This window comes from Candidatus Kapaibacterium sp. (assembly GCA_025059875.1).
GTDB lineage: Bacteria > Bacteroidota > Ignavibacteria > Kapaibacteriales > HRBIN21 > HRBIN21.
The window spans coordinates 1-18,059 of record JANXCT010000002.1 but is presented as its reverse complement, the minus strand read 5'-3'; the positions used below and the strand labels follow the sequence as shown (position 1 = coordinate 18,059).

The window sequence follows — 18,059 nt, the reverse complement described above, 5'->3', positions numbered from 1 at the left end:
ACACGCTATGCGACACAAGCTGCAGGACATCCCTCGACAGCACGCTCCCGCAGTGCGCCAGTAATTTTGCAGTCGCTAGCCCCCAACCCTCCAATGGAGTTGCTCCTCGGCGCTGTTGTAGCGCTCCTCAGCGCGTTCAACCTCGTCTGCTGGTCCAACCTACGTCGTGTACCACGGCTCCTCCCCAAACGGTGGACACAGCCAGAGGCACCGTACGTTTCCGTGTTGGTGCCTGCTCGGAACGAAGCTGAGCGGATTGAACCCTGCATCCATTCGCTCTGCCAGCAGGAGTACCCAGCCTACGAAGTCTTGGTGCTCGACGACGAATCTACCGACGCAACCCCAGAGGTGCTGGAGCGCCTACGCCAGCAGTACCCCGAACGGCTCCGTGTCCTTCGTGGTGCTCCCCTGCCCGAGGGATGGGTCGGGAAGCCATGGGCATGTTACCAGCTTGCGCAGCATGCCCGCGGGGAATGGTTGCTCTTCACCGACGCTGATACCCGCTTCCATCCCTCGGCGCTTGCTTCAACGCTGCAAGAGCGCCAGCGTCGGCAGTGGCGCTTCGTCTCGCTACTACCAAGAGAGGAGGTCCGGAGCTTCGTCGAGCAGCTCCTCATCCCACTGCTGTACATCTTCTACTTCGCCTACCTCCCTGAACGTTGGCGGCGGTATTTTCCACGATTCCACGCCGCCAGCGGCCAGGCATTCCTCATCCACTCCTCACTCTACTGGGAGCTGGGCGGACACGCGGCTGTCCGCGGAGAGATCGTAGAGGACTTAGCCCTTGGACGGCTCATTGCCCAGCGGATCGGTAGTGCCCCCATAGCCGACGCGACAGGAATCGTCTCCTGCCGAATGTACGAGACCTCCCGGGAAGCCTTCCTTGGCTTCTCCAAGAACACCTACCCAGCGATGGGATACCGTTGGTGGACTCTGGTAGGGTTTGTCGGACACTTGCTCGTCCTCTCGATTCTTCCAGTGCTGGCGGTTCTGCTTGGAGTGGCGTGTAACCATGCAGCTTGGAGCCTCCTGGGGGGGACAAGCTACCTGCTGAGCGTTCTACTCCGGTGGCAAGTCAGTCACCGCTTTCGTCTGCCGTACTCCCAGGTCTGGCTCCAGCCACTTGCGACAATCGTAGCGAGCACAATTGCCTTGAACTCTTACCGCTGGAGTATCACAGGCCGCTTGCAATGGAGAGGGCGCTTCTATCAGCCGTCGATGTCGGTAGTAGAGTAGTGCCCCGAAGGGCTTTTGTATTTTTGCTGCTGGCACGGGCCCCCTCAGCGGTAGACCCGTAGACGGCAAAGGTGCTGATACGTAGCATGGTCATTGTGCTCTTCGGTGCACCAGGCGTCGGCAAAGGAACACAAGCCCAGCTATTGGCAGAGCGATACGGTCTACCCCATCTCTCGACTGGCGAAGCTTTCCGACGTGCCATCCGCCAAAACTCTGAGCTCGGAGAGAAGGTTCGATACTACGTAGAGAACGGATTGCTGGTGCCCGACGAGGTAGTGACAGCCATCGTAGAGCAGTTCCTTTCCTCACCACCTTACTTCCAGAACTGCATCTTGGATGGCTTCCCTCGGACCCTTCCGCAGGCGCAGGCGCTCGATGCGCTCCTCCAACGCCAAGGGAGGACTGTGGATGCAGTCGTCAACATCGTGGTAGCAGAGGAAGAAATCATCCGTCGTCTCCTGCTACGCGGTCGTCTGGATGACTCCGAAGCCGTCATCCGGCAGCGACTCCAGGTCTACGCCGAACAGACACAACCCGTGCTGGACTACTATGCCCAGCAGGGCAAGCTGCGGAGCGTGGATGGGAATGCAGACATCGAGACAGTCCACCAGCGAATTGTCCAACTCCTCCAAAGCATCTCCGTCGACAATGTACCGCCGTCTCAGTAGCCTGTGCGCTGTGATTATCTTGGCTGCCGCCACACTCTGGGGGCAACAGGATGCCCGGCAGCTCCCGCTGTACCTCCAAGCTGGTATGGAGACCCAGCCTATCCGCTGGGGGGCTATCCGGCGAGTTAATCCGCAGGATTATCGTCTCGAGGACCTCACGAAACCCCATGAAGGCCCCCACCTGCTCCATGGCCCTACAGGGATACCGCTAGTCAACATTTCCCCATACCCCTTAGACCAGAGCGAGACCTGGATCACCCTCCACCCCCAGAACCCGCGCCTCCTACTGGCGGGTGCCAACGATTCACGCTACAACTACGGCGGCAACTACCGCATGGTCTCCTACCGCAGCACAGACGGAGGCCGGACATGGAGTGCTGCTTTGACTCCCCAGAACTTCTTCGTACCCACCAACACCGGTGCGGCAATCGCCGACCCAGGCCTCTGCTTTGATTCCGACGGGAACGCGTACTACAGTCACATCATGGTACAGCTCCTCAGCGATGAGCCGAGTGGCACCAACGGGGTCTTCGTTGCTCTCTCCACTAACACTGGTCAGAGTTGGACGGAGCTCTCCCCCGTTACGCTCAACCAGGGGCAGAACGTCCCCTTCGACGACAAGTGCTTGATGGTGGTAGACACTATCAGCACTTCTCCGTACCGCAACTCCATCTACGTCGCATGGCGGCGCTTCGGAGGTACACCGGGCATTTACGTCGCACGTAGCACAGACCGTGGACAGAGCTGGAGTGTTCCCGTTCTGCTTCCAGGTAGCGGCGGAGACACTCAAGCTCCGATCTTAGCTGTCGGTCCCCAAGGACAGGTCTACGTCGCCTGGCGGCAGCGCCTTGGCAATCGGGAGAATGCCCTCTTCCAAATCTCCACCGATGGAGGCCGTACATGGCGACCTTCCCCTGTACTAGCACAGTCTGTTGTGTTGCTGGGCACTATCAATTCCGCAAGTGGCCGGCAAGTCCTGCCTGACAAGCAGAACATCCGTGTCAGCTCCTACCCCGCTATTGCTGTGGACCTCTCCACAGGTCCCCGCCGCGGTTGGATCTACTTGGTGCAAGCTGGCCGGGACGACCTCGGCCGGACGGGCATCTACCTAACGTACTCCACCAATGGCGGCACGATCTGGTCGCCCTCGCAGCGGATTGACAACAACGCGCTCAATAACGATGTCTTCTTCCCCGCCATCTGCGTAGATCCCGTGACAGGCATGATTGCCGTGCTCTACTACAGCTCGCAGCACGATCCGCAGAACAAAGGGGTGGACGCGTATCTGGCCATCTCGCGCGATGCCCAAAGCTGGCGCCACATACGACTCACCCCCTGGACGTTCTACATCGACGGCCCCGAGGATGTCTCCTTCCAGGGGCCGGGCAACTACTACTGGGGCGACTATACCGCCATCACTGCATACGGCGGGCGCATCTACCCCTGCTTCTGGATGCCCAATGCACCACGCGGCTCTTTCAGCACCCTGGATGCCTACGTTGCACTTGTCAGCTCAGCCCCACGCCCCCCAGATAGCCTCCGAGCTACTTTCCCTGCCGCTGGCTCTGTCCGCCTACGGTGGCGCGATCCAACGGAGAACCTCCTGGGCGAGCCTTTAGGGAACTTCGTCATCCGTGTCTTCCGGGGCTCTACTCTTGTGGCAACCGTTCCCAAGGGGCAGCAGGAGTACACTGAATCTGGGCTTCCTGACGGTGATCCGTTCAGCTACACGCTCGTTGCGGTCACCCCTGACAGCTTAGAGAGCGAACCCGTTACCATTTCTGGCTTCGTTGGTGGCGCAAGGGAGCCCCTTCCCCCGACAGACATCGTTGCTCGTCCGCATGAGGACGGAGTCCTCCTCTCATGGCGCAATCCCGCTTACCACGTTGACAGCTCAGACTTCTACGACTTCGCACGGCTCTACATCTACGATGCCGCAACAGGTGTCTCAATCGACAGTTTGGAGCCTCCCCGAGTGCAAGCAGGGGCGCTGACGTCCCACGTGGTAAGGCTCCCCACGGGTCGCTTCTACCAGCTCTTCCTACGTGCCGTGGGTCTGCGAGGTGGTCAGCTAACATTGAGCCAGCCATCCGACACAGTACTGGCGTATGCAGGAGCTCCATTGCGGCAGCTGTATGCCACCTTCGATGATAGCGCCACAACCCCCGCGATGTTCACCAACGGTGCCTGGGGGTTGACGACCCGGGCCTCCGCTTCACCCCCGAACTCCCTAACGGACTCCCCCGTAGGCAACTACCCTCACCGCTCTAACACCTGGGTAGTGCTTGCCCCTGTGCTCGTTTCAGCAGCCACTCCAACACTCAGCTACGAGACGATTGCCTTGGTAGAAGTAGGCGATACAGCCGTGACAGAGGTCTCCCCTGATTTCGGACGGACGTGGTATGTTGTACAAGCAATTGACATCCGACGCTCGCCTGGCTTCCGAGACAGTGTGGGGAACAGCCAGTGGGTCTCCGAGCACCGTGATCTACGGCGCTTCATCGGCGATACGCTCTACATCCGCTTCCGGCTGCGCTCCAACCCGTTCCGGAACAATGATGGCTGGTACATCGACAACGTCCGCTTAGACGCAGCCGAGCCCGACGCCATCACGGAGCCAGTCACTGCGACACCTTCAGTGCTACTCTTCCCGCAGCCAGCGGCTGAAGAGGTGTGGATAGAGCTTTCGACCCCGGCTCCGCCAAGGTTAGCGAGGCCGGTTCAGGTCGTCAATGTTCTAGGGCAAGTGTATTGGCTCCCTGCCGAGCCGGTGGTAGCTGACGCTGGTACAGTACGGCTCCGCTGCGATGTTCGCCACCTGCCCACAGGCCTCTACTTGCTCCGGCTGTGGGATGGTCGGACTGCCCCGCTGCTCATCGCACGTTGATGGAGGAGCTCTGGGATACAGTCATCATCGGGGCCGGTCCAACGGGTCTGTCGTGTGGAATTGAAGCCCAGCGGGCTGGTCTTCGCTTCCTCATCTTGGAGAAAGGGGCCCTCGTGGACTCCATCCGTCGCTTTCCGACCAATATGGTCTTCTTCTCCACTGCGGAGAACCTGGAACTCGGAGGCATCCCCTTTCCGACAGCCCACCCCCGTCCGACACGGGTAGAAGCACTCCAATACTACCGCCGAGTTGCTGAGTACTTCCGGTTGCCCATCCGGCTCTACACGCCCGTGGTGAGTGTGGAGCGCGATGGTGGGCTCTTCTCTGTACGCACTGCCCATGGTGAAACTCTGCGCAGCCGCATAGTCATCGTAGCCACGGGATACTTTGACCAGCCAAACCTCCTAGAGGTGCCTGGGGAGGAGCTTCCGCATGTGACGCACTACTACACAGAGCCATACGGCTATGTGCACACCCGCGTCGCTGTCATCGGCGGACGGAATTCCGCAGTGGAGACGGCCTTGGACCTCTACCGGCACGGGGCTACCGTCTTCCTCATCCACCGGAGAGCATGGATTGGAGAGTCCGTGAAGTACTGGCTTAAGCCAGACATAGAGAACCGTATCCGCCGGGGGGAGATTCGTGCCTACTTCCAGACTGTCGTGGAGGCAATTGAGCCCAAGCGCCTCTGGCTGCGAAACCTAGACACCGAGCAACGCTTCGCACTAGAGGTAGACTTCGTGATTGCCCACACAGGATACCGTCCCAACGCTTCGTTCCTGGAATCCATGGGGATTGAACTCCAGCACCCCTCGCTGGTGCCGGTCTACAACCCAGAGACCTTTGAGACCTCCGTGCCTGGACTCTATGTAGCCGGTTCCGTTGTTTGTGGTTGCGAGACGTGGAATGTCTTCATCGAGAACGGACGTGCCCATGCTGTCCCCATCATCGCCGATATCCTACAGCGGCATGTCCCCAACCGGTAAGCTCCGAATAAAAAAAGAGCCCGGCGGCGTTGGGGGACCCCCAGGCTCGAGCATCTGGCGCGCCGCTCAGGGGAGAGAGCAGCGCTCAGCTCGACTGCAAAAATACGCACTGCTCCCATCCTAGCATCCAAACTCGATGGCATCCTATCCCAGTTCTCACCACTGGCTCTGCTGTGGACGCTTCCCACCCCCACGTGACGGCCAGAGTATCGCTACCCAGGAGCTGGTAGAGCTACTGGCTCCCGACATCACATTCACCTGCCTGAACTCCACAGCCCGACCGCCCGAAGGCCGCATCATCCCGCCCGGACAACTCCGCATGAAGCGTGTCAGGGAGATGCTCCGCTACCTTTCCACCCTTCGCAGCTTCACGACCCGCCACCCTTCCCCCATCCTCTATGCCATTCTCTCTGGCAACTGGCTGGGTCACCTTCGGGACTGCGCTGCCTTCGCGTGGGCTATCCCGCCCCGATGCCCCGTGGTAGTATGGACCCACAATTCCCTACAAACGCTCACGAACTCCCCCGTGGGACGGCAGACTCTCCGCTGGCTCGCACGGCGGATACGCTTCTTCGTCGTCGCAGGGCCAAACCTCGGTAGGCTCCTGCAGGGGATCGTACCCCAAGACCGGATTGCCATCATCCCCAACCTCATTGCTCGCGCCCTGCTCTGTTCACGGGAAGAGGTAGAGCAGAAGCTAGCGCAGCTCCCTTCCTCACCCCTACGGCTCCTCTTCGTCGGACACATGATGCCGGAGAAAGGCGGCTGGCGCCTGCTGGAGGCTATTGCACTCCTCCAAGCCGCTGGCATTCCGTGCCAAGCAACGTATGTAGGTGGCTGGAGCTCCCCAGCTGATGCCGCTTCGTTTGCAGAGCGTGTCCGCACACTCGGACTGCAGGAGAGAGTCCATCACCATGGGCTCGTCAGCAATTCAGCTATGCTACGGGAGCTCTACCTTACACACCATCTCATGGTGCTCCCGACAGACCATCCCCTAGAAGCCCAACCTATCAGCATCATTGAGGCTCTCAACGCTGGCTGTGCCGTCATTAGCACCCCACGGGGCTCCATTCCTGACGTCGTCTGTTCTGGTGTTCACGGCTTCCTCACCGGCTCATCACCGGAAGCTGTCGCCGCAGCCATAGCCCGTTACTGGCACCAACCCGGTCTCTGGCAAGCCCATGCCCGTGCAGCTCGCTCCCAATTTGAGAGCAATTTCAGCCCCGAAATCATCCGCCAACGCTGGCTACAGCTTCTCCTTGAGGTAGAGGCCAAGTATCGTCGGCTCTAGCACAAGAGCACCAAGGGATAAGCAGCACGGAAACTTGCCACTCTGCCGTATTTTCGTGAGGTTCCCCGTACTTCCCAACCTTGCCATGTATGCTTTTCTCATCGGTGCGACAGTCATCTTCCTCACCGGATGCAATACGACGAATCGACTGGCTCAGTACCCCATCCTCGGGAGCACAGCTCTATTCAACACTCAAGTCCCGCCGAAGGCCTCCCTCGACGTTGATATCTGCGACGACGATTCCCTGCTCGCTAAGTCCCAGCCTAAGGACGAGGACACGACCCGTCCGCGCCAGGACGACTGGATTGAGCGGGTGAATGAAACCGTTGAAACTGTTGTCGCCGCTGTGGAAATTCTTAGCATGGTTACGACCCCCTTCATTGAGAGTGCAGTCGCTCACAGACTTCGGCCAGCAATTGTCCCTGAAGAGTTGGCCCTGGCAGCTGGCCGCAGCTTCCAGAAGGCCGCCGAAGACTACCTTCGACTCCGACCGGTGCGCTCTCAGGAGGACGAGCCCGCCTTCTTGGTGGAGACTATCTTGGAGGAATTCACGCTGGAAAGCTGCAACGCCGGAGTCCGTGCCCAGGTCCAAGTCCGTTCCCGAATCATCCACCGGAGAACCACACGGATTGTCTGGGAAAACTTCGAACGCGCCTCAGCCCCCTTGCAGCATGTAACAGCAAGAGGTCCCGGTTCAGGTGTCCTCCCTGCTGAGCTACTCCTGTCACTCCAGCCTGAGGAGATCCGGCATATCTTGGCACAGGCTGCTCAACAAGCCGGGCAAAAGCTTGGGGAAAAACTCCGAAAGGATGTTGAGAAGCTGCCACGTAAGGGCGCGTAGAGGCCATCAGTAAAAGTTCTCACAAGCCCGAGAGCGACTACGGTAGCCATCTCTGCATGTAGACGCGTTGCCCCGAAGACTACAGCGCTGCTCCTACATGGCGAAGTATCCGCAACTCCTCTACCGACCCCCCTCCTTCGGGACCTACGAAGACCAACGTCGGAGAGCCTTCGAAAAGAGTCAGCTCTCCCCTAGATACCTCCGCTAGAACCCGCCGCCCATAAGCTGGGAACACACTACTACAGCATTCAGCTAACCCCATAGGGCCCCGAATACTGTGCATCTAGGCCCGGCATGCTTGCTTCAGCGCGGCAACGACCTTCGCTCGGAACAATCCAGACACACCTCATATGGCTGTGTGTAGTACGTCCGCAGGAGGACAATCTCCTGTGTTCCAAGCTCGACTGCCTTTCTCTATGGCAATTCCAGTCGTTCGCGCTCATGGAGGAGACCAATTGCCAGTCCTAATCGCACTGGGAATTCCGGCGGTTCCAGAAGCCCAACGCCCCCGAAGAGCGCCCGAAGCAGGGCTTCGGAGTACTGGAGCAGTTACCCACAACGAGACAGCCGTGTCCATTCGTCAGCGCTATCCGCTCTCCTCGGCGAAGCCGTAGGAGCCCTCACATAGTGAAGTTCGTCTGAACCTCCAGCAAGTCCACACTTGGGCAGCTCGCTCCCAATTCGAGAGCAATTTCAGCCCCGAAATCATCCGCCAACGCTGGCTACAGCTCCTCCTCGAGGTAGAGGCCGAGTATCGTCCATTCCAGCACGCAAACATGAAGGGTTGGTAATCCCAGGCTGATGGAACTCGTACCCCAAAATCTCGTAGTTTCGTGCAAGTTTCAGCTACTTCCGCGACTCCCATGTACGTTTTCCTCATCGGCGTAATAGCTACTCTCCTCGTCGGATGCCACACGAACCGACTGGCCCAGTATCCCATCATTGGAAGCACAGCTCTCTTCCAGGCTCGGGTCTCGCCAAAGGCCTTTGGCACCGAAGTCTGGATTGCCCCCCTACCTGAGGACACAGCCCAACCGCGAGAAGCTAAGTGGATGCTGGAAATTGCCCGCACTGCTGGGGAGTTCTTGACCGAGGCTGCAGCGTACCAGAAGCTCCAGCAAGCAATTGTCCCAGAGGAGTTGGCCCTGGCAGCCGGCCGCGGCTTCCAGAAGGCCGCCGAAGACTATCTTCGGCTCCGACCGGTACGCTCCCGAGAGGACGAACCTGCCTTCTTGGTAGAGACCATCTTGGAGGAATTCACACTGACAAGCTCCAGCTTTGGGGTCAGCGCACAGGTCAGAGTCCGTTCCCGCATCATCCACCGGGAAACCGCACGGATCGTCTGGGAAGACTCCGAACACACCTCCATCCCCTTGCAGCGTACGACTGCGGCAGCTTTCGTTCCAGGGGTAGCAACGGTAGCTAGCATTCTCAACGCCAGACGACTCCTGTCGCTAGAGGCTGAGGAGATTCGGCGCATCTTAGCACAGGCTGCCCAACGAGCCGGAGAAGAGCTTGGAGAAGGTCTCCGAAAGGATGTCGAGAAACTGCCACGCAAGGGCGCGTAGAGGCCATCAGTAAGACCCTCAGCTCTGGCGTAGGAGGAATCTTACGAGGCCAAGAGCGACTACGGCGGCTGTCTCTGCACGCAGACGCTGTTGGCCCAGAGACCACAGTGCTGCCCTCGCCTGTTGAAGTATCTGCAGTTCCTCTGCCGACCACCCGCCTTCGGGACCCACGAGGACCAACGTCGGGGAGTTCCTCAAAGGAGCTGGTTCCCTTCCAGACACCTCCGCTACAATCGATTGCCTGTAGGCCGGGAGCACGCTATCACAGCACTCGACCAATCCCATAGGGCCCCGAATACTGGGCATCCAGGCCCGATGCGCTTGCTTGACTGCAGCAAGCACCTTCGCTCGAAGACGCTCCAGACGCACCTCACACGGCTGTGCATAGCATGTCCGCAGGAGAACGATCTCCTGTACCCCGAGCTCCACCGCCTTCTCTACAGCGAATTCCAGCCGTTCGCGGTCATGGAGGAGACCAATTGCCAGTCCTAATCGCACTGGGAATTCCGGCGGTTCCAGAAGCTCAACGACCCTGAAGAGCGCTCGAGGTGGGGCTTTGGAGTACTGGAGCAGTTCCCCCACAACGAGGCAGCCACGTCCGTTCGTGAGTGCTACCCGCTCTCCTTGGCGGAGCCGTAGGGCTCTCACGTGGCGGAGTTCGTCTGGATCGGTAAGCTCGACGAACGCCTGCCCAACCTCTAAGGCAGGCACGTACAGGCACTCCATCAGCGCAGCTTCAGAGGGGGCAGCAGACGACCGTAGCGAATGAGCTCCACCATCTGGCGAACGGCCTGTTCAAAGCCCACGAAGATGGAGCGAGCCACAATCGCATGCCCAATGCTCACATCTTGAATCGCTGGAATGCGACAGATGGGAATGATGTTGTCGTAGTCCAAGCCATGACCAGCAGCAACATGCAACCCCAGCCGCTGAGCGAACTCCGCAGCATTCAGCAAGCGCTGGAGCTCCCGTTGTGCAGCCTGTGGATTGGTCGCTGCCGCATAGTGCCCCGTGTGCAGCTCGACAATGTCTGCTCCGACCTCGGCAGCGGCTTCTATCTGTTCCAGCACTGGCTCCACGAACAGACTCACCTGGATTTCCGCCTCGTGCAGCCGTTCAATCACCGTCTGGAGGTAGTGCTGCTGCTCGACAACATTGAGTCCACCTTCAGTCGTCCGCTCCTGGCGTCGCTCCGGCACCAGAGTGACGAGATCCGGCAGCACCTCGCAGGCAATACTGATCATCTCCTCCGTTGCCGCCATCTCCAGGTTGAGCCGTGTCTTGACCACCTCGCGAAGCAGCCGAACGTCCCGATCGTTGATGTGGCGCCGATCTTCCCGCAGATGACACACAATCCCAGCAGCTCCAGCCAATTCCGCCAGCATCGCAGCCATCACGGGATCAGGACGCACCCCTCCGCGGGCCTCACGCACCGTTGCCACATGGTCCACGTTAACGCTCAGCTCCATTCTCCCCTCCATGACGTCGTTGCCACCACCGCCAGAAGAAGTACACCGGAACACCGCTCATTACCAGTACGAGCCCTGCGACCGTATACCGAGGCTTGACAAGTAGCAAGTCCAGAGCAATCGCCGCAGCACCTAGAATGTACAAGAGCGGCACGACTGGGTAGCCTGGGGCCTTATACGGTCGCTCAGCCTCCGGTAGCTTATGCCGCAGGACGATGATGCCCGCAATAGTCGCGACGTAGAAGAGCAATACCGCGAACACGATGTAGTCCAACAGGTCTCCATACCGCCCCGAGAGGCACAACACGCTTGCCCAGACCGCCTGCAGCACTAAAGCCACTCCAGGCACCGCGAACCGATTCAGTCGGCCTGCCGAACGGAAGAAGAGCCCATCCTGGGCCATTGCATAGTAGACCCGTGCACCCGACAGAATCAGCCCGTTGTTGCATCCGAAGGTGGAGACCATGATGAGGAGGGCCATCACCACGGCTCCCCAGGGACCGAAGATTGCTTCCGCTACCGCTGTCCCTACACGGTCGTTCGCTGCAAATTGGATACCGCGCTCCCAGACGCTCGTCCCGTCCGGTACCCCCCGTACTGGTAGCACGCTCATGTATGCGACGTTCGCCAAAACGTAGAGCAGAGTCACGATGACGACCCCCAAAGCCATACTGCGAGGGACTGTCCGCTGCGGTTCCACCACTTCGGCCGCCGCAAAGGTGATGTTGTTCCAGGCATCAGCAGCGAAGAGCGAACCCACCATCGCCGCTCCAAGCGCGGATGCCAGCGCGACCCCAGCCAGAGGAACGGCCTGGGTTCCTTCACCGCCGGGAACGACCCGCTGTGCGTCCCACAGCACTGCCCAGTTCTGCTGAATGCTCTCCGCATTGAGCCCTATGCTCAACCCCAGCAGGATAAGCCCGAAGAGCGCTGCCGTCTTCGTAACTGTGAACGTGTCCTGCACGAGCTTGCCCAGCCGGACTCCTCGGAGGTTGATTGCGGTCAGCAGCCAAATGCTGGCTATCGCCAGTAGCTGCCCAGCATTGACCTGGATTCCGGCAACGTGGAGGAGGACGTTGCTTTCAGAGAACCACGGAACTAACACGGCAGTAAACTTCGCAAATGCTACAGCAACGGCTGCGATAGACCCCGTCTGAATGACCAGAAACAGAGCCCAACCGTAGAGGAAGCCGACAAGCGGTGAGTAGGCCTGTTGCAGATACACGTACTGTCCGCCGGCCCGAGGGAAAAGGGCCGCGAGCTCCCCATAGGAGAGTGCTGCCATGAGCGTCAGCACGCCCGTTAGAATCCACACCAGCAGAACGTAGCCAGGAGCTCCTACGGTCCGAGCAATATCGGCGGTAACGATGAAGATCCCCGAGCCAATCATAGACCCCACCACGAGCATCGTGGCGTCGAATAGGCGAAGTTCCCGCCGAAATACTGGTTCCTGGCGATTCATCGGCTCTATCCCGGAGTAAGACACACCCGCCGCGCCCGCAAAAGACGCCGCGCCCGCTCTCCTCATTGCACGATGGCTGGGAGGCGCAGCGTAGTTTTGCATCCCAGCAAGCGGTCCCCGGATGGCCTGGTCCTCTATCATCGGCCAACATGCCCTCAAGGGATTCCTACAGCGAGCCATACTCCAAGGGCGCGTGGCACCGGCTTACTGCTTCTGGGGCCCAGAAGGGGTGGGAAAAGACGCTCTTGCCTTGGAGTTCGCCAAGCTGCTCAATTGCCAATCTCCCCACCGCTCTGCCGAAGGCATAGAGGCCTGTGACGTATGCCAGGACTGTCGCCAAGCTGCTCGCTTAGAACATCCCGCAATACGCCTCATCTTCGCCTTGCCCCCACCGAAGACCCGGACCGATGGCTCCCCCCTCCTCGGACTCAGTGACGACCAGATTGCACTCCTCCGCGAGGAGCTCCGTCGCAAGGCAGAGGACCCTTACCACGATATCACGCTACCGAATGCCCTGCAGATCCACATCGCCGCTATTCGCGACCTCCAGCGGACACTCTCGATGACGCCCTCGCGCCGTGGCCAGCGCCGTGTCGTCATCATCAGCGAGGCTGACCGCATGACAGCAGAAGCCGCTAATGCATGCCTGAAAACCCTCGAAGAACCTCACGATAACACCGTCTTCATCCTCACCACCTCCCGCCGCAACTCACTGCCGATGACAATTCTCTCCCGCTGTCAACAGCTCTTCTGCCCCCCTCTGTCGGACGAAGAACTCACAACAGCCCTCCAGCAGCGACACGGCCTCTCTGCTGCAGAAGCCAGCTTGGCAGCAGCGTTCGCTCAAGGAAGCTACACAAGGGCCCGGCTCTTCGCAGAGCACGACATTCAAACCCTTCGGCACCATGCAGTTGGACTCCTGCGCATAGCCTTGAGGCCTAATCGCTTCCGACGCGAGCTCCTACACCACATCGAGCAGCTCTTCTCCTCCGCTGACCGCATGCGTGCCGAACTCATCCTAGGACTCCTTCTCGTCTGGCTCCGCGATGCTCTCGTGCTTTCCCAATCCGGCAATCCTTCGCTACTGGTCAACGCCGACCAGCACGAAACCCTCTCTGCTTTCCTCCGACGCTTTCCTGAGGCAAACCTCCCCGCGATGGTAAGCACCATCGACGAGGGAATCCGCCTCCTCTACCGCCATGTGAACGTACCGCTCCTGGTGCTCACAACTCTTCTACGTTGCCGCGCTCTTGCTGATCCATCCTTCTCCCAAGGAGCCACCGATGTCGTTCCTGCCGCTGCATGACGTGCTGATCACTCCATCCCAGCCCACCTCAACGGCTGCCGACGCCATAGCCCCCGAGCTTTGGGAGCGCCAGAGTGCCTGCTCTACCTGTACGCACCAAAGCCCCACGCAGCCACCATTGCGTGCAGAACCCGATCAACCATCGCCAGTAGTGGAGGTAGAGTTCAAAGGCCACCGCAAGCTACTGTGTGCAAACCCCCGCCAGCTCCGCCTCCAACTCAGAGAGCTCGTCCTCGTAACAGTTCCGACAGGGACTGATGCCGGATACGTCAGTGCTCTCGGTAACCTTGCCCTGCGGAAGCAACGCCTCTTCTACGCCAACGCTGAACCGACCAACAGCATCCTGCGGAAGGCTACGGAAACCGACCAGGCACAGTACGAGCGGAACCGCCAAGAGGAACTGCAAATTCTCCAGGAAGCCCGTCGCTTAGCACGAACGCTGCCGGAACTGGAGCAAATGAAGCTGACGGACGCTGAATGGCAGTGGGACCGCCGCCGATTGACTCTCTACTTCACAGCCCCTGAACGTGTGGACTTCCGCAAGTATGTCCGTCTACTCACGCAGCGTTTCCGTACTCGCATAGAGCTACGCCAAATCCAACCACGTGAGGAGACACGCCGTCTCGGGGGGCTTGGACCCTGCGGCCGCGAACTCTGCTGTTCTACGTTCCTCCGAGAATGCCGACCCGTCCCATTAACGGCTGTCCGTACTCAGTTGCTCCCCTTCAACCTGCCGCGCCTCAGCGGCCTATGCGGACGCCTCAAGTGCTGTCTCCTCTACGAGCTCTCCTTCTACCGCGAGGCGCTCCAGCACTATCCTCCGCTGAACGCCACCGTCCACACAGAAGCCGGACCAGCAAAGATCGTCAAACTGGACATCTTCCGAGAGCAGCTCCAGCTGCAACTCATCGAAACAGGAACCTTTCTCACCCTCTCCCTAGCCCAGATTACCGACCTCTGGCGGCAGGGGAAGGTAGAGCTATCAACTGCCCCCGAACCTTCTTCGCCCTCTGAAGGAGAGAGTCTCCCTCCCGAAGAAGAGCTCGCATGACCGCACGATTCATAGCATTCGTGGCAATACTCTGCCCTACCATGAGCATATTCCTCCTTGCTGTTGATCCCGACTCACTGCGCGACCCAAGGGAAATCCACCTCCGCAACATTCGGCAGCTCACCACCGGAGGCAAGCATGCGGAGGCCTACTTCTCATTCGCCGAGGACATGATCTGCTTCCAAGCAAGCCCTTTCAATAACCCCTGCGATCAAATCTTCCTGATGGACACCACTGGACAGCGCCGGAAGCAAGTCTCCCCTGGCCACGGGCGTACTACGTGTGCGTACTTCCTGCCTGATGGACGCCTACTCTACGCTACGACCCATCTGAACGACACAGCTTGCCCTCCACCTCCCTCACGAGAGCTCGGCTACGTTTGGCCGGTGTATGCCTCATACGACATTGTCATCGTGGACACCTCCACGGGTCGCATCCTACAACGCCTAACTTCCACCGATGGCTACGACGCAGAAGCTACCGTTTCCCCAAAAGGGGACCGGATTGTCTTCACTTCCGCCCGTGACGGCGACTTAGAGCTTTACTCCTGCAATTTGGATGGGAGCGACCTTCGGCGCTTAACCTTTACCCCTGGCTACGACGGAGGAGCCTTCTATAGCTGGGATGGACGCCAGATCGTCTACCGTGCTTACCACCCTACAGGCGCTGAACTGGAAGAGTACCGCCGCTTACTACGCCGACAGGTGGTGCGTCCGCACCAAACGGAAATCTTCGTCATGGATGCTGATGGAAGGAACGTCCGTCAGGTTACCAACAACGGCGCCGCGAACTTCGCCCCTTTCTTCCACCCAGACGGCAAGCGGATTATCTTTAGCTCGAATCTCCACGACCCGACTCGACGCAGTTTCAGCCTGTACATCATCAACACCGATGGCACGGGTTTGCGCCGCATTACCTACGGGGCTTCCTTCGATAGCTTCCCGATGTTCACCCGAGATGGCAAGAAGCTCATTTTCTGCTCTAACCGTAACGCCCGCTACCCCGGCGAGTTCAACATCTTCATTGCTGACTGGCTTGAAGAGCCGACTGCCGCGCCACAGCCTCATCGCTAGGCTGCTCTCGTAGTAGGTCCGGAGCTTCCCGAATCACTCTAAGCAAGTGCAGAGCAGCCTACCCGAAATCCCATAAGTACTCACGCGTTGAGAAGGCACAGGAAAGGGGGCTAGAGAGGTGGGGGCTTTTTTTTTGGGTTGAGGCTTTCGGGCTGAGGAAGAAGGCGGGACCTATATATTTGCATCGGATTCCAATACATCGGAGTCCGATGTAACTACGCGCATGTAGGTATGTCCAACATCCAACCGGGATCCAAGATGCTACGCTGCTCAAAGCTCGGGATTCTAGCAGCGGTGTGCGGAGTAGGTACTGTCTTAGTACTCGCAGTTGCCCAGCAGAATCCCGCAAACACCATTCCGTATCCACAGGGGTACCGCTCGTGGACGCACATCAAAACCGCTCTCCTCCACCCTGGCCATCCGCTCTATAACGACTTCGGTGGGATCCACCACATCTACGCTAATCCAAAGGCTGCCGAAGCTTTGCAGAAAGGAGCGACGAGGTTCCCTGACGGCTCTATTCTGGTCTTCGATCTCTTGGAAGCTCCAACCGCTGACAATGCCACAACGGAAGGCAAGCGAAAGGTCTTAGCTGTCATGGTCAAGAACTCTAAGCGCTTCCGCGAAACCGGAGGCTGGGGTTATGCAGCCTTTGCTGAAGGAGATCCCAAACGGCAGATTGTTACCGACATGAAGACCGCCTGCCATAACTGCCACGCTGGCCAAGCTCACCGAGACTACGTCTTTAGCCAGTGGCGACCGTAGAGACCTAAGCCGCGGAAGAGACTAAGCTCCAAAGGGACTAAGCCGTGATATGGGAGTGCATGCGGCTCTGCAGCTGCGCGTAGGGGCGAGTAGTACGGCTGCTGAGAGTGGTGCTAGGCGCAGGCTGGCGCTTTGTGGTTGTGAGTTGTTGCAATAACGGAAATTTCGTGCTCGTCTTGTAGTTTGCTGCTGCCGTCCGCATAACTTTGCGTGCGGTAGTCACAGCATAGCCCCGTGATGACACTTGGCTCAAAAGTGATTGCTGCTTTAGAACGCCTCGGACGGGTCCTCCGCAGCGTGCTCTTAGCTGATGCCCTAGGTGAAGACATCAGCATAACGCAAGCCCAAATCCTACTGCAATGCTACCTACAGCCAGGCCGGCTCTATAGCGTCACGGAGCTAGCAGAGGAATTAGACTTGACACAGCCAACTATTAGCGACTCCGTGACATCCCTCCAGCGCAAGGGACTGCTGCAGAAACTACAGCGTGAAGATGATCGCCGTGCTGTCGCCGTTGTGCTGACAGCGAAAGGTAGGGCCACTGCCCACCGGCTGTGGCAGCGCCAGGTCCGGCGCTTTGAGAAAGTCCTCTCACACCTCTCCGCTAACCAGGAGGTGCAACTCCTCCACCTATTGCTCCAAACAATCGCTGCCGCCTATGCAGAGGGAGTCCTCCGGAGCGCCCGGACGTGTCTGACTTGCCGCTTCCTCCGAAGGCTATCCACCGAACACCGAGAACGGCAACCAGCTTACTTCTGTAGCTTCCTGGAGATACCACTGGATATCCCGGACCTTCGGATTCTCTGCCCCGATCACGAACCGCGAGAGGAAGAGCGCGTGAATTAAGCCTCCCGTCCTACCCTCCTCCTAAAACAGAAACCGGCGGCAGTCCTTTCGGGACTGCGCCGGTGACGCTCTCCCTCACTCCTACCTCACTACCCGCACCTGCTCTACCTTCACCTCTCGCCCATCCCGTACCACTACCATATACACCCCACCGCCCAACTCCGCTGTCCTTACCCACACCTGCCCCTCCTTCTCCCCTCCTGCCCCACTCCACACCCGCCGACCGAGTCCATCATACACCTCTACTACCACCCCACCATGCCCTCCTCCATACTCCACCCATACCCCCTCCTCCGCAACCGTCGGCCTCACTCGCATCCACAACCCACCACCACTGACCGGCACCTCCGGCCCCTGCACCTCCTGCTCCACTACCCCACCTCCATTGCGCCGCAGGAAATCTATCGTCGCCCGCAACACCCTGTCCACCTGCCCCCAGTGCCGCCACTCAATCCCGTAGTACGCCACATTCCATCCCAATGCCGCCGTCCCAACCCCTGCTATCGAGTCCATCACCCCCGCCCCACGACTCTCGTACACGTACGCCGCCTGCGCTAACCCCTCCGTAGTCGGATCACTCCACACCCGTAACAGCGCCGGCACCGGTACA

17 protein-coding genes are annotated in these 18,059 nt (G+C 59.3%); 13 read left to right on the top strand and 4 right to left on the bottom strand.

Annotated elements, in window-relative coordinates; genetic code table 11:
* Positions 1–93 precede the first annotated feature (93 nt).
* The 8 genes from NZ960_02750 (at position 94) to NZ960_02715 (ending at position 9,477) form a co-directional block, all read left to right on the top strand.
* Positions 94–1,236, top strand: a complete 1,143-nt coding sequence (locus NZ960_02750) for a glycosyltransferase family 2 protein (GenBank protein ID MCS7176535.1) — start codon at positions 94–96, stop codon at positions 1,234–1,236.
* Between the two features lie 71 nt (positions 1,237–1,307).
* Positions 1,308–1,904, top strand: a complete 597-nt coding sequence (locus tag NZ960_02745) for an adenylate kinase (protein ID MCS7176534.1) — start codon at positions 1,308–1,310, stop codon at positions 1,902–1,904.
* A complete protein-coding gene (locus NZ960_02740) occupies positions 1,885–4,791 on the top strand; it encodes a glycoside hydrolase (protein ID MCS7176533.1) in 2,907 nt (968 codons plus the stop codon). The genes NZ960_02745 and NZ960_02740 overlap by 20 nt, the downstream gene beginning before the upstream one ends.
* On the top strand, positions 4,791–5,777 hold the full coding sequence (locus NZ960_02735) for a YpdA family putative bacillithiol disulfide reductase (GenBank protein ID MCS7176532.1): 987 nt from the start codon (positions 4,791–4,793) through the stop codon (positions 5,775–5,777). Before NZ960_02740 ends, NZ960_02735 begins: the two co-directional genes overlap by 1 nt.
* A 136-nt stretch (positions 5,778–5,913) precedes the next feature.
* A complete protein-coding gene (locus NZ960_02730; GenBank protein MCS7176531.1) occupies positions 5,914–7,068 on the top strand; it encodes a glycosyltransferase family 4 protein in 1,155 nt (384 codons plus the stop codon).
* An 85-nt stretch (positions 7,069–7,153) separates the two neighbouring features.
* Positions 7,154–7,909 (top strand): hypothetical protein, encoded by a 756-nt coding sequence (locus NZ960_02725; protein MCS7176530.1) that lies wholly within the window; start codon positions 7,154–7,156, stop codon positions 7,907–7,909.
* A gap of 416 nt (positions 7,910–8,325) precedes the next feature.
* Complete coding sequence (locus NZ960_02720; protein MCS7176529.1) at positions 8,326–8,523, top strand: hypothetical protein; 198 nt, start codon at positions 8,326–8,328, stop codon at positions 8,521–8,523.
* Positions 8,524–8,772: 249 nt separating this feature from the next.
* Entirely contained in the window at positions 8,773–9,477 is a 705-nt protein-coding gene (locus NZ960_02715) for a hypothetical protein (protein ID MCS7176528.1), read from the top strand.
* Positions 9,478–9,495: 18 nt separating this feature from the next.
* Here NZ960_02715 and NZ960_02710 read toward each other — a convergent pair whose 3' ends face one another.
* The 3 genes from NZ960_02710 to NZ960_02700 are packed head-to-tail and all read right to left on the bottom strand — an operon-like array spanning position 9,496 to position 12,408.
* Positions 9,496–10,203, bottom strand: a complete 708-nt coding sequence (locus tag NZ960_02710) for a 16S rRNA (uracil(1498)-N(3))-methyltransferase (GenBank protein ID MCS7176527.1) — start codon at positions 10,201–10,203, stop codon at positions 9,496–9,498.
* The gene (locus NZ960_02705; protein MCS7176526.1) at positions 10,203–10,946 is read right to left on the bottom strand and encodes a pyridoxine 5'-phosphate synthase; all 744 of its coding nucleotides are present in this window, start codon (positions 10,944–10,946) and stop codon (positions 10,203–10,205) included. Before NZ960_02705 ends, NZ960_02710 begins: the two co-directional genes overlap by 1 nt.
* Positions 10,930–12,408, bottom strand: a complete 1,479-nt coding sequence (locus NZ960_02700; GenBank protein ID MCS7176525.1) for an amino acid permease — start codon at positions 12,406–12,408, stop codon at positions 10,930–10,932. Before NZ960_02700 ends, NZ960_02705 begins: the two co-directional genes overlap by 17 nt.
* A 121-nt stretch (positions 12,409–12,529) precedes the next feature.
* On the opposite strand from NZ960_02700, the gene NZ960_02695 reads away from it, so the two are divergent.
* From NZ960_02695 to NZ960_02675, 5 genes are all read left to right on the top strand, one after another.
* Positions 12,530–13,714 (top strand): AAA family ATPase, encoded by a 1,185-nt coding sequence (locus NZ960_02695; protein MCS7176524.1) that lies wholly within the window; start codon positions 12,530–12,532, stop codon positions 13,712–13,714.
* Entirely contained in the window at positions 13,692–14,765 is a 1,074-nt protein-coding gene (locus tag NZ960_02690) for a Signal peptidase-like protein (protein MCS7176523.1), read from the top strand. The genes NZ960_02695 and NZ960_02690 overlap by 23 nt, the downstream gene beginning before the upstream one ends.
* Before the next feature lie 41 nt (positions 14,766–14,806).
* Positions 14,807–15,838 (top strand): hypothetical protein, encoded by a 1,032-nt coding sequence (locus NZ960_02685; GenBank protein ID MCS7176522.1) that lies wholly within the window; start codon positions 14,807–14,809, stop codon positions 15,836–15,838.
* Positions 15,839–16,096: 258 nt separating this feature from the next.
* A complete protein-coding gene (locus NZ960_02680; GenBank protein ID MCS7176521.1) occupies positions 16,097–16,603 on the top strand; it encodes a cytochrome P460 family protein in 507 nt (168 codons plus the stop codon).
* A gap of 237 nt (positions 16,604–16,840) precedes the next feature.
* Positions 16,841–17,449 carry a MarR family winged helix-turn-helix transcriptional regulator gene (locus tag NZ960_02675; protein MCS7176520.1) on the top strand — a complete coding sequence of 203 codons (609 nt, stop codon included), beginning with the start codon at positions 16,841–16,843 and terminating at the stop codon, positions 17,447–17,449.
* A gap of 81 nt (positions 17,450–17,530) precedes the next feature.
* Here NZ960_02675 and NZ960_02670 read toward each other — a convergent pair.
* Positions 17,531–18,059, bottom strand: a 529-nt coding sequence (locus tag NZ960_02670) for a hypothetical protein (GenBank protein ID MCS7176519.1), incomplete at its 5' end; no start/stop codon positions are given.

Excerpts from the sequence above, each read along its gene's own strand:
- NZ960_02720 (MCS7176529.1), top strand. The coding sequence starts at position 8,326 with ATGGCAATTCCAGTCGTTCGCGCTCATGGAGGAGACCAATTGCCAGTC.
- NZ960_02700 (MCS7176525.1), bottom strand. The coding sequence starts at position 12,408 with ATGAATCGCCAGGAACCAGTATTTCGGCGGGAACTTCGCCTATTCGAC.
- NZ960_02740 (MCS7176533.1), top strand. The coding sequence starts at position 1,885 with ATGTACCGCCGTCTCAGTAGCCTGTGCGCTGTGATTATCTTGGCTGCC.
- NZ960_02705 (MCS7176526.1), bottom strand. The coding sequence starts at position 10,946 with ATGGAGCTGAGCGTTAACGTGGACCATGTGGCAACGGTGCGTGAGGCC.
- NZ960_02750 (MCS7176535.1), top strand. The coding sequence starts at position 94 with ATGGAGTTGCTCCTCGGCGCTGTTGTAGCGCTCCTCAGCGCGTTCAAC.
- NZ960_02725 (MCS7176530.1), top strand. The coding sequence starts at position 7,154 with ATGTATGCTTTTCTCATCGGTGCGACAGTCATCTTCCTCACCGGATGC.
- NZ960_02680 (MCS7176521.1), top strand. The coding sequence starts at position 16,097 with ATGCTACGCTGCTCAAAGCTCGGGATTCTAGCAGCGGTGTGCGGAGTA.
- NZ960_02715 (MCS7176528.1), top strand. The coding sequence starts at position 8,773 with ATGTACGTTTTCCTCATCGGCGTAATAGCTACTCTCCTCGTCGGATGC.
- NZ960_02710 (MCS7176527.1), bottom strand. The coding sequence starts at position 10,203 with ATGGAGTGCCTGTACGTGCCTGCCTTAGAGGTTGGGCAGGCGTTCGTC.
- NZ960_02690 (MCS7176523.1), top strand. The coding sequence starts at position 13,692 with ATGTCGTTCCTGCCGCTGCATGACGTGCTGATCACTCCATCCCAGCCC.
- NZ960_02735 (MCS7176532.1), top strand. The coding sequence starts at position 4,791 with ATGGAGGAGCTCTGGGATACAGTCATCATCGGGGCCGGTCCAACGGGT.
- NZ960_02730 (MCS7176531.1), top strand. The coding sequence starts at position 5,914 with ATGGCATCCTATCCCAGTTCTCACCACTGGCTCTGCTGTGGACGCTTC.
- NZ960_02675 (MCS7176520.1), top strand. The coding sequence starts at position 16,841 with ATGACACTTGGCTCAAAAGTGATTGCTGCTTTAGAACGCCTCGGACGG.
- NZ960_02695 (MCS7176524.1), top strand. The coding sequence starts at position 12,530 with ATGGCCTGGTCCTCTATCATCGGCCAACATGCCCTCAAGGGATTCCTA.
- NZ960_02685 (MCS7176522.1), top strand. The coding sequence starts at position 14,807 with ATGAGCATATTCCTCCTTGCTGTTGATCCCGACTCACTGCGCGACCCA.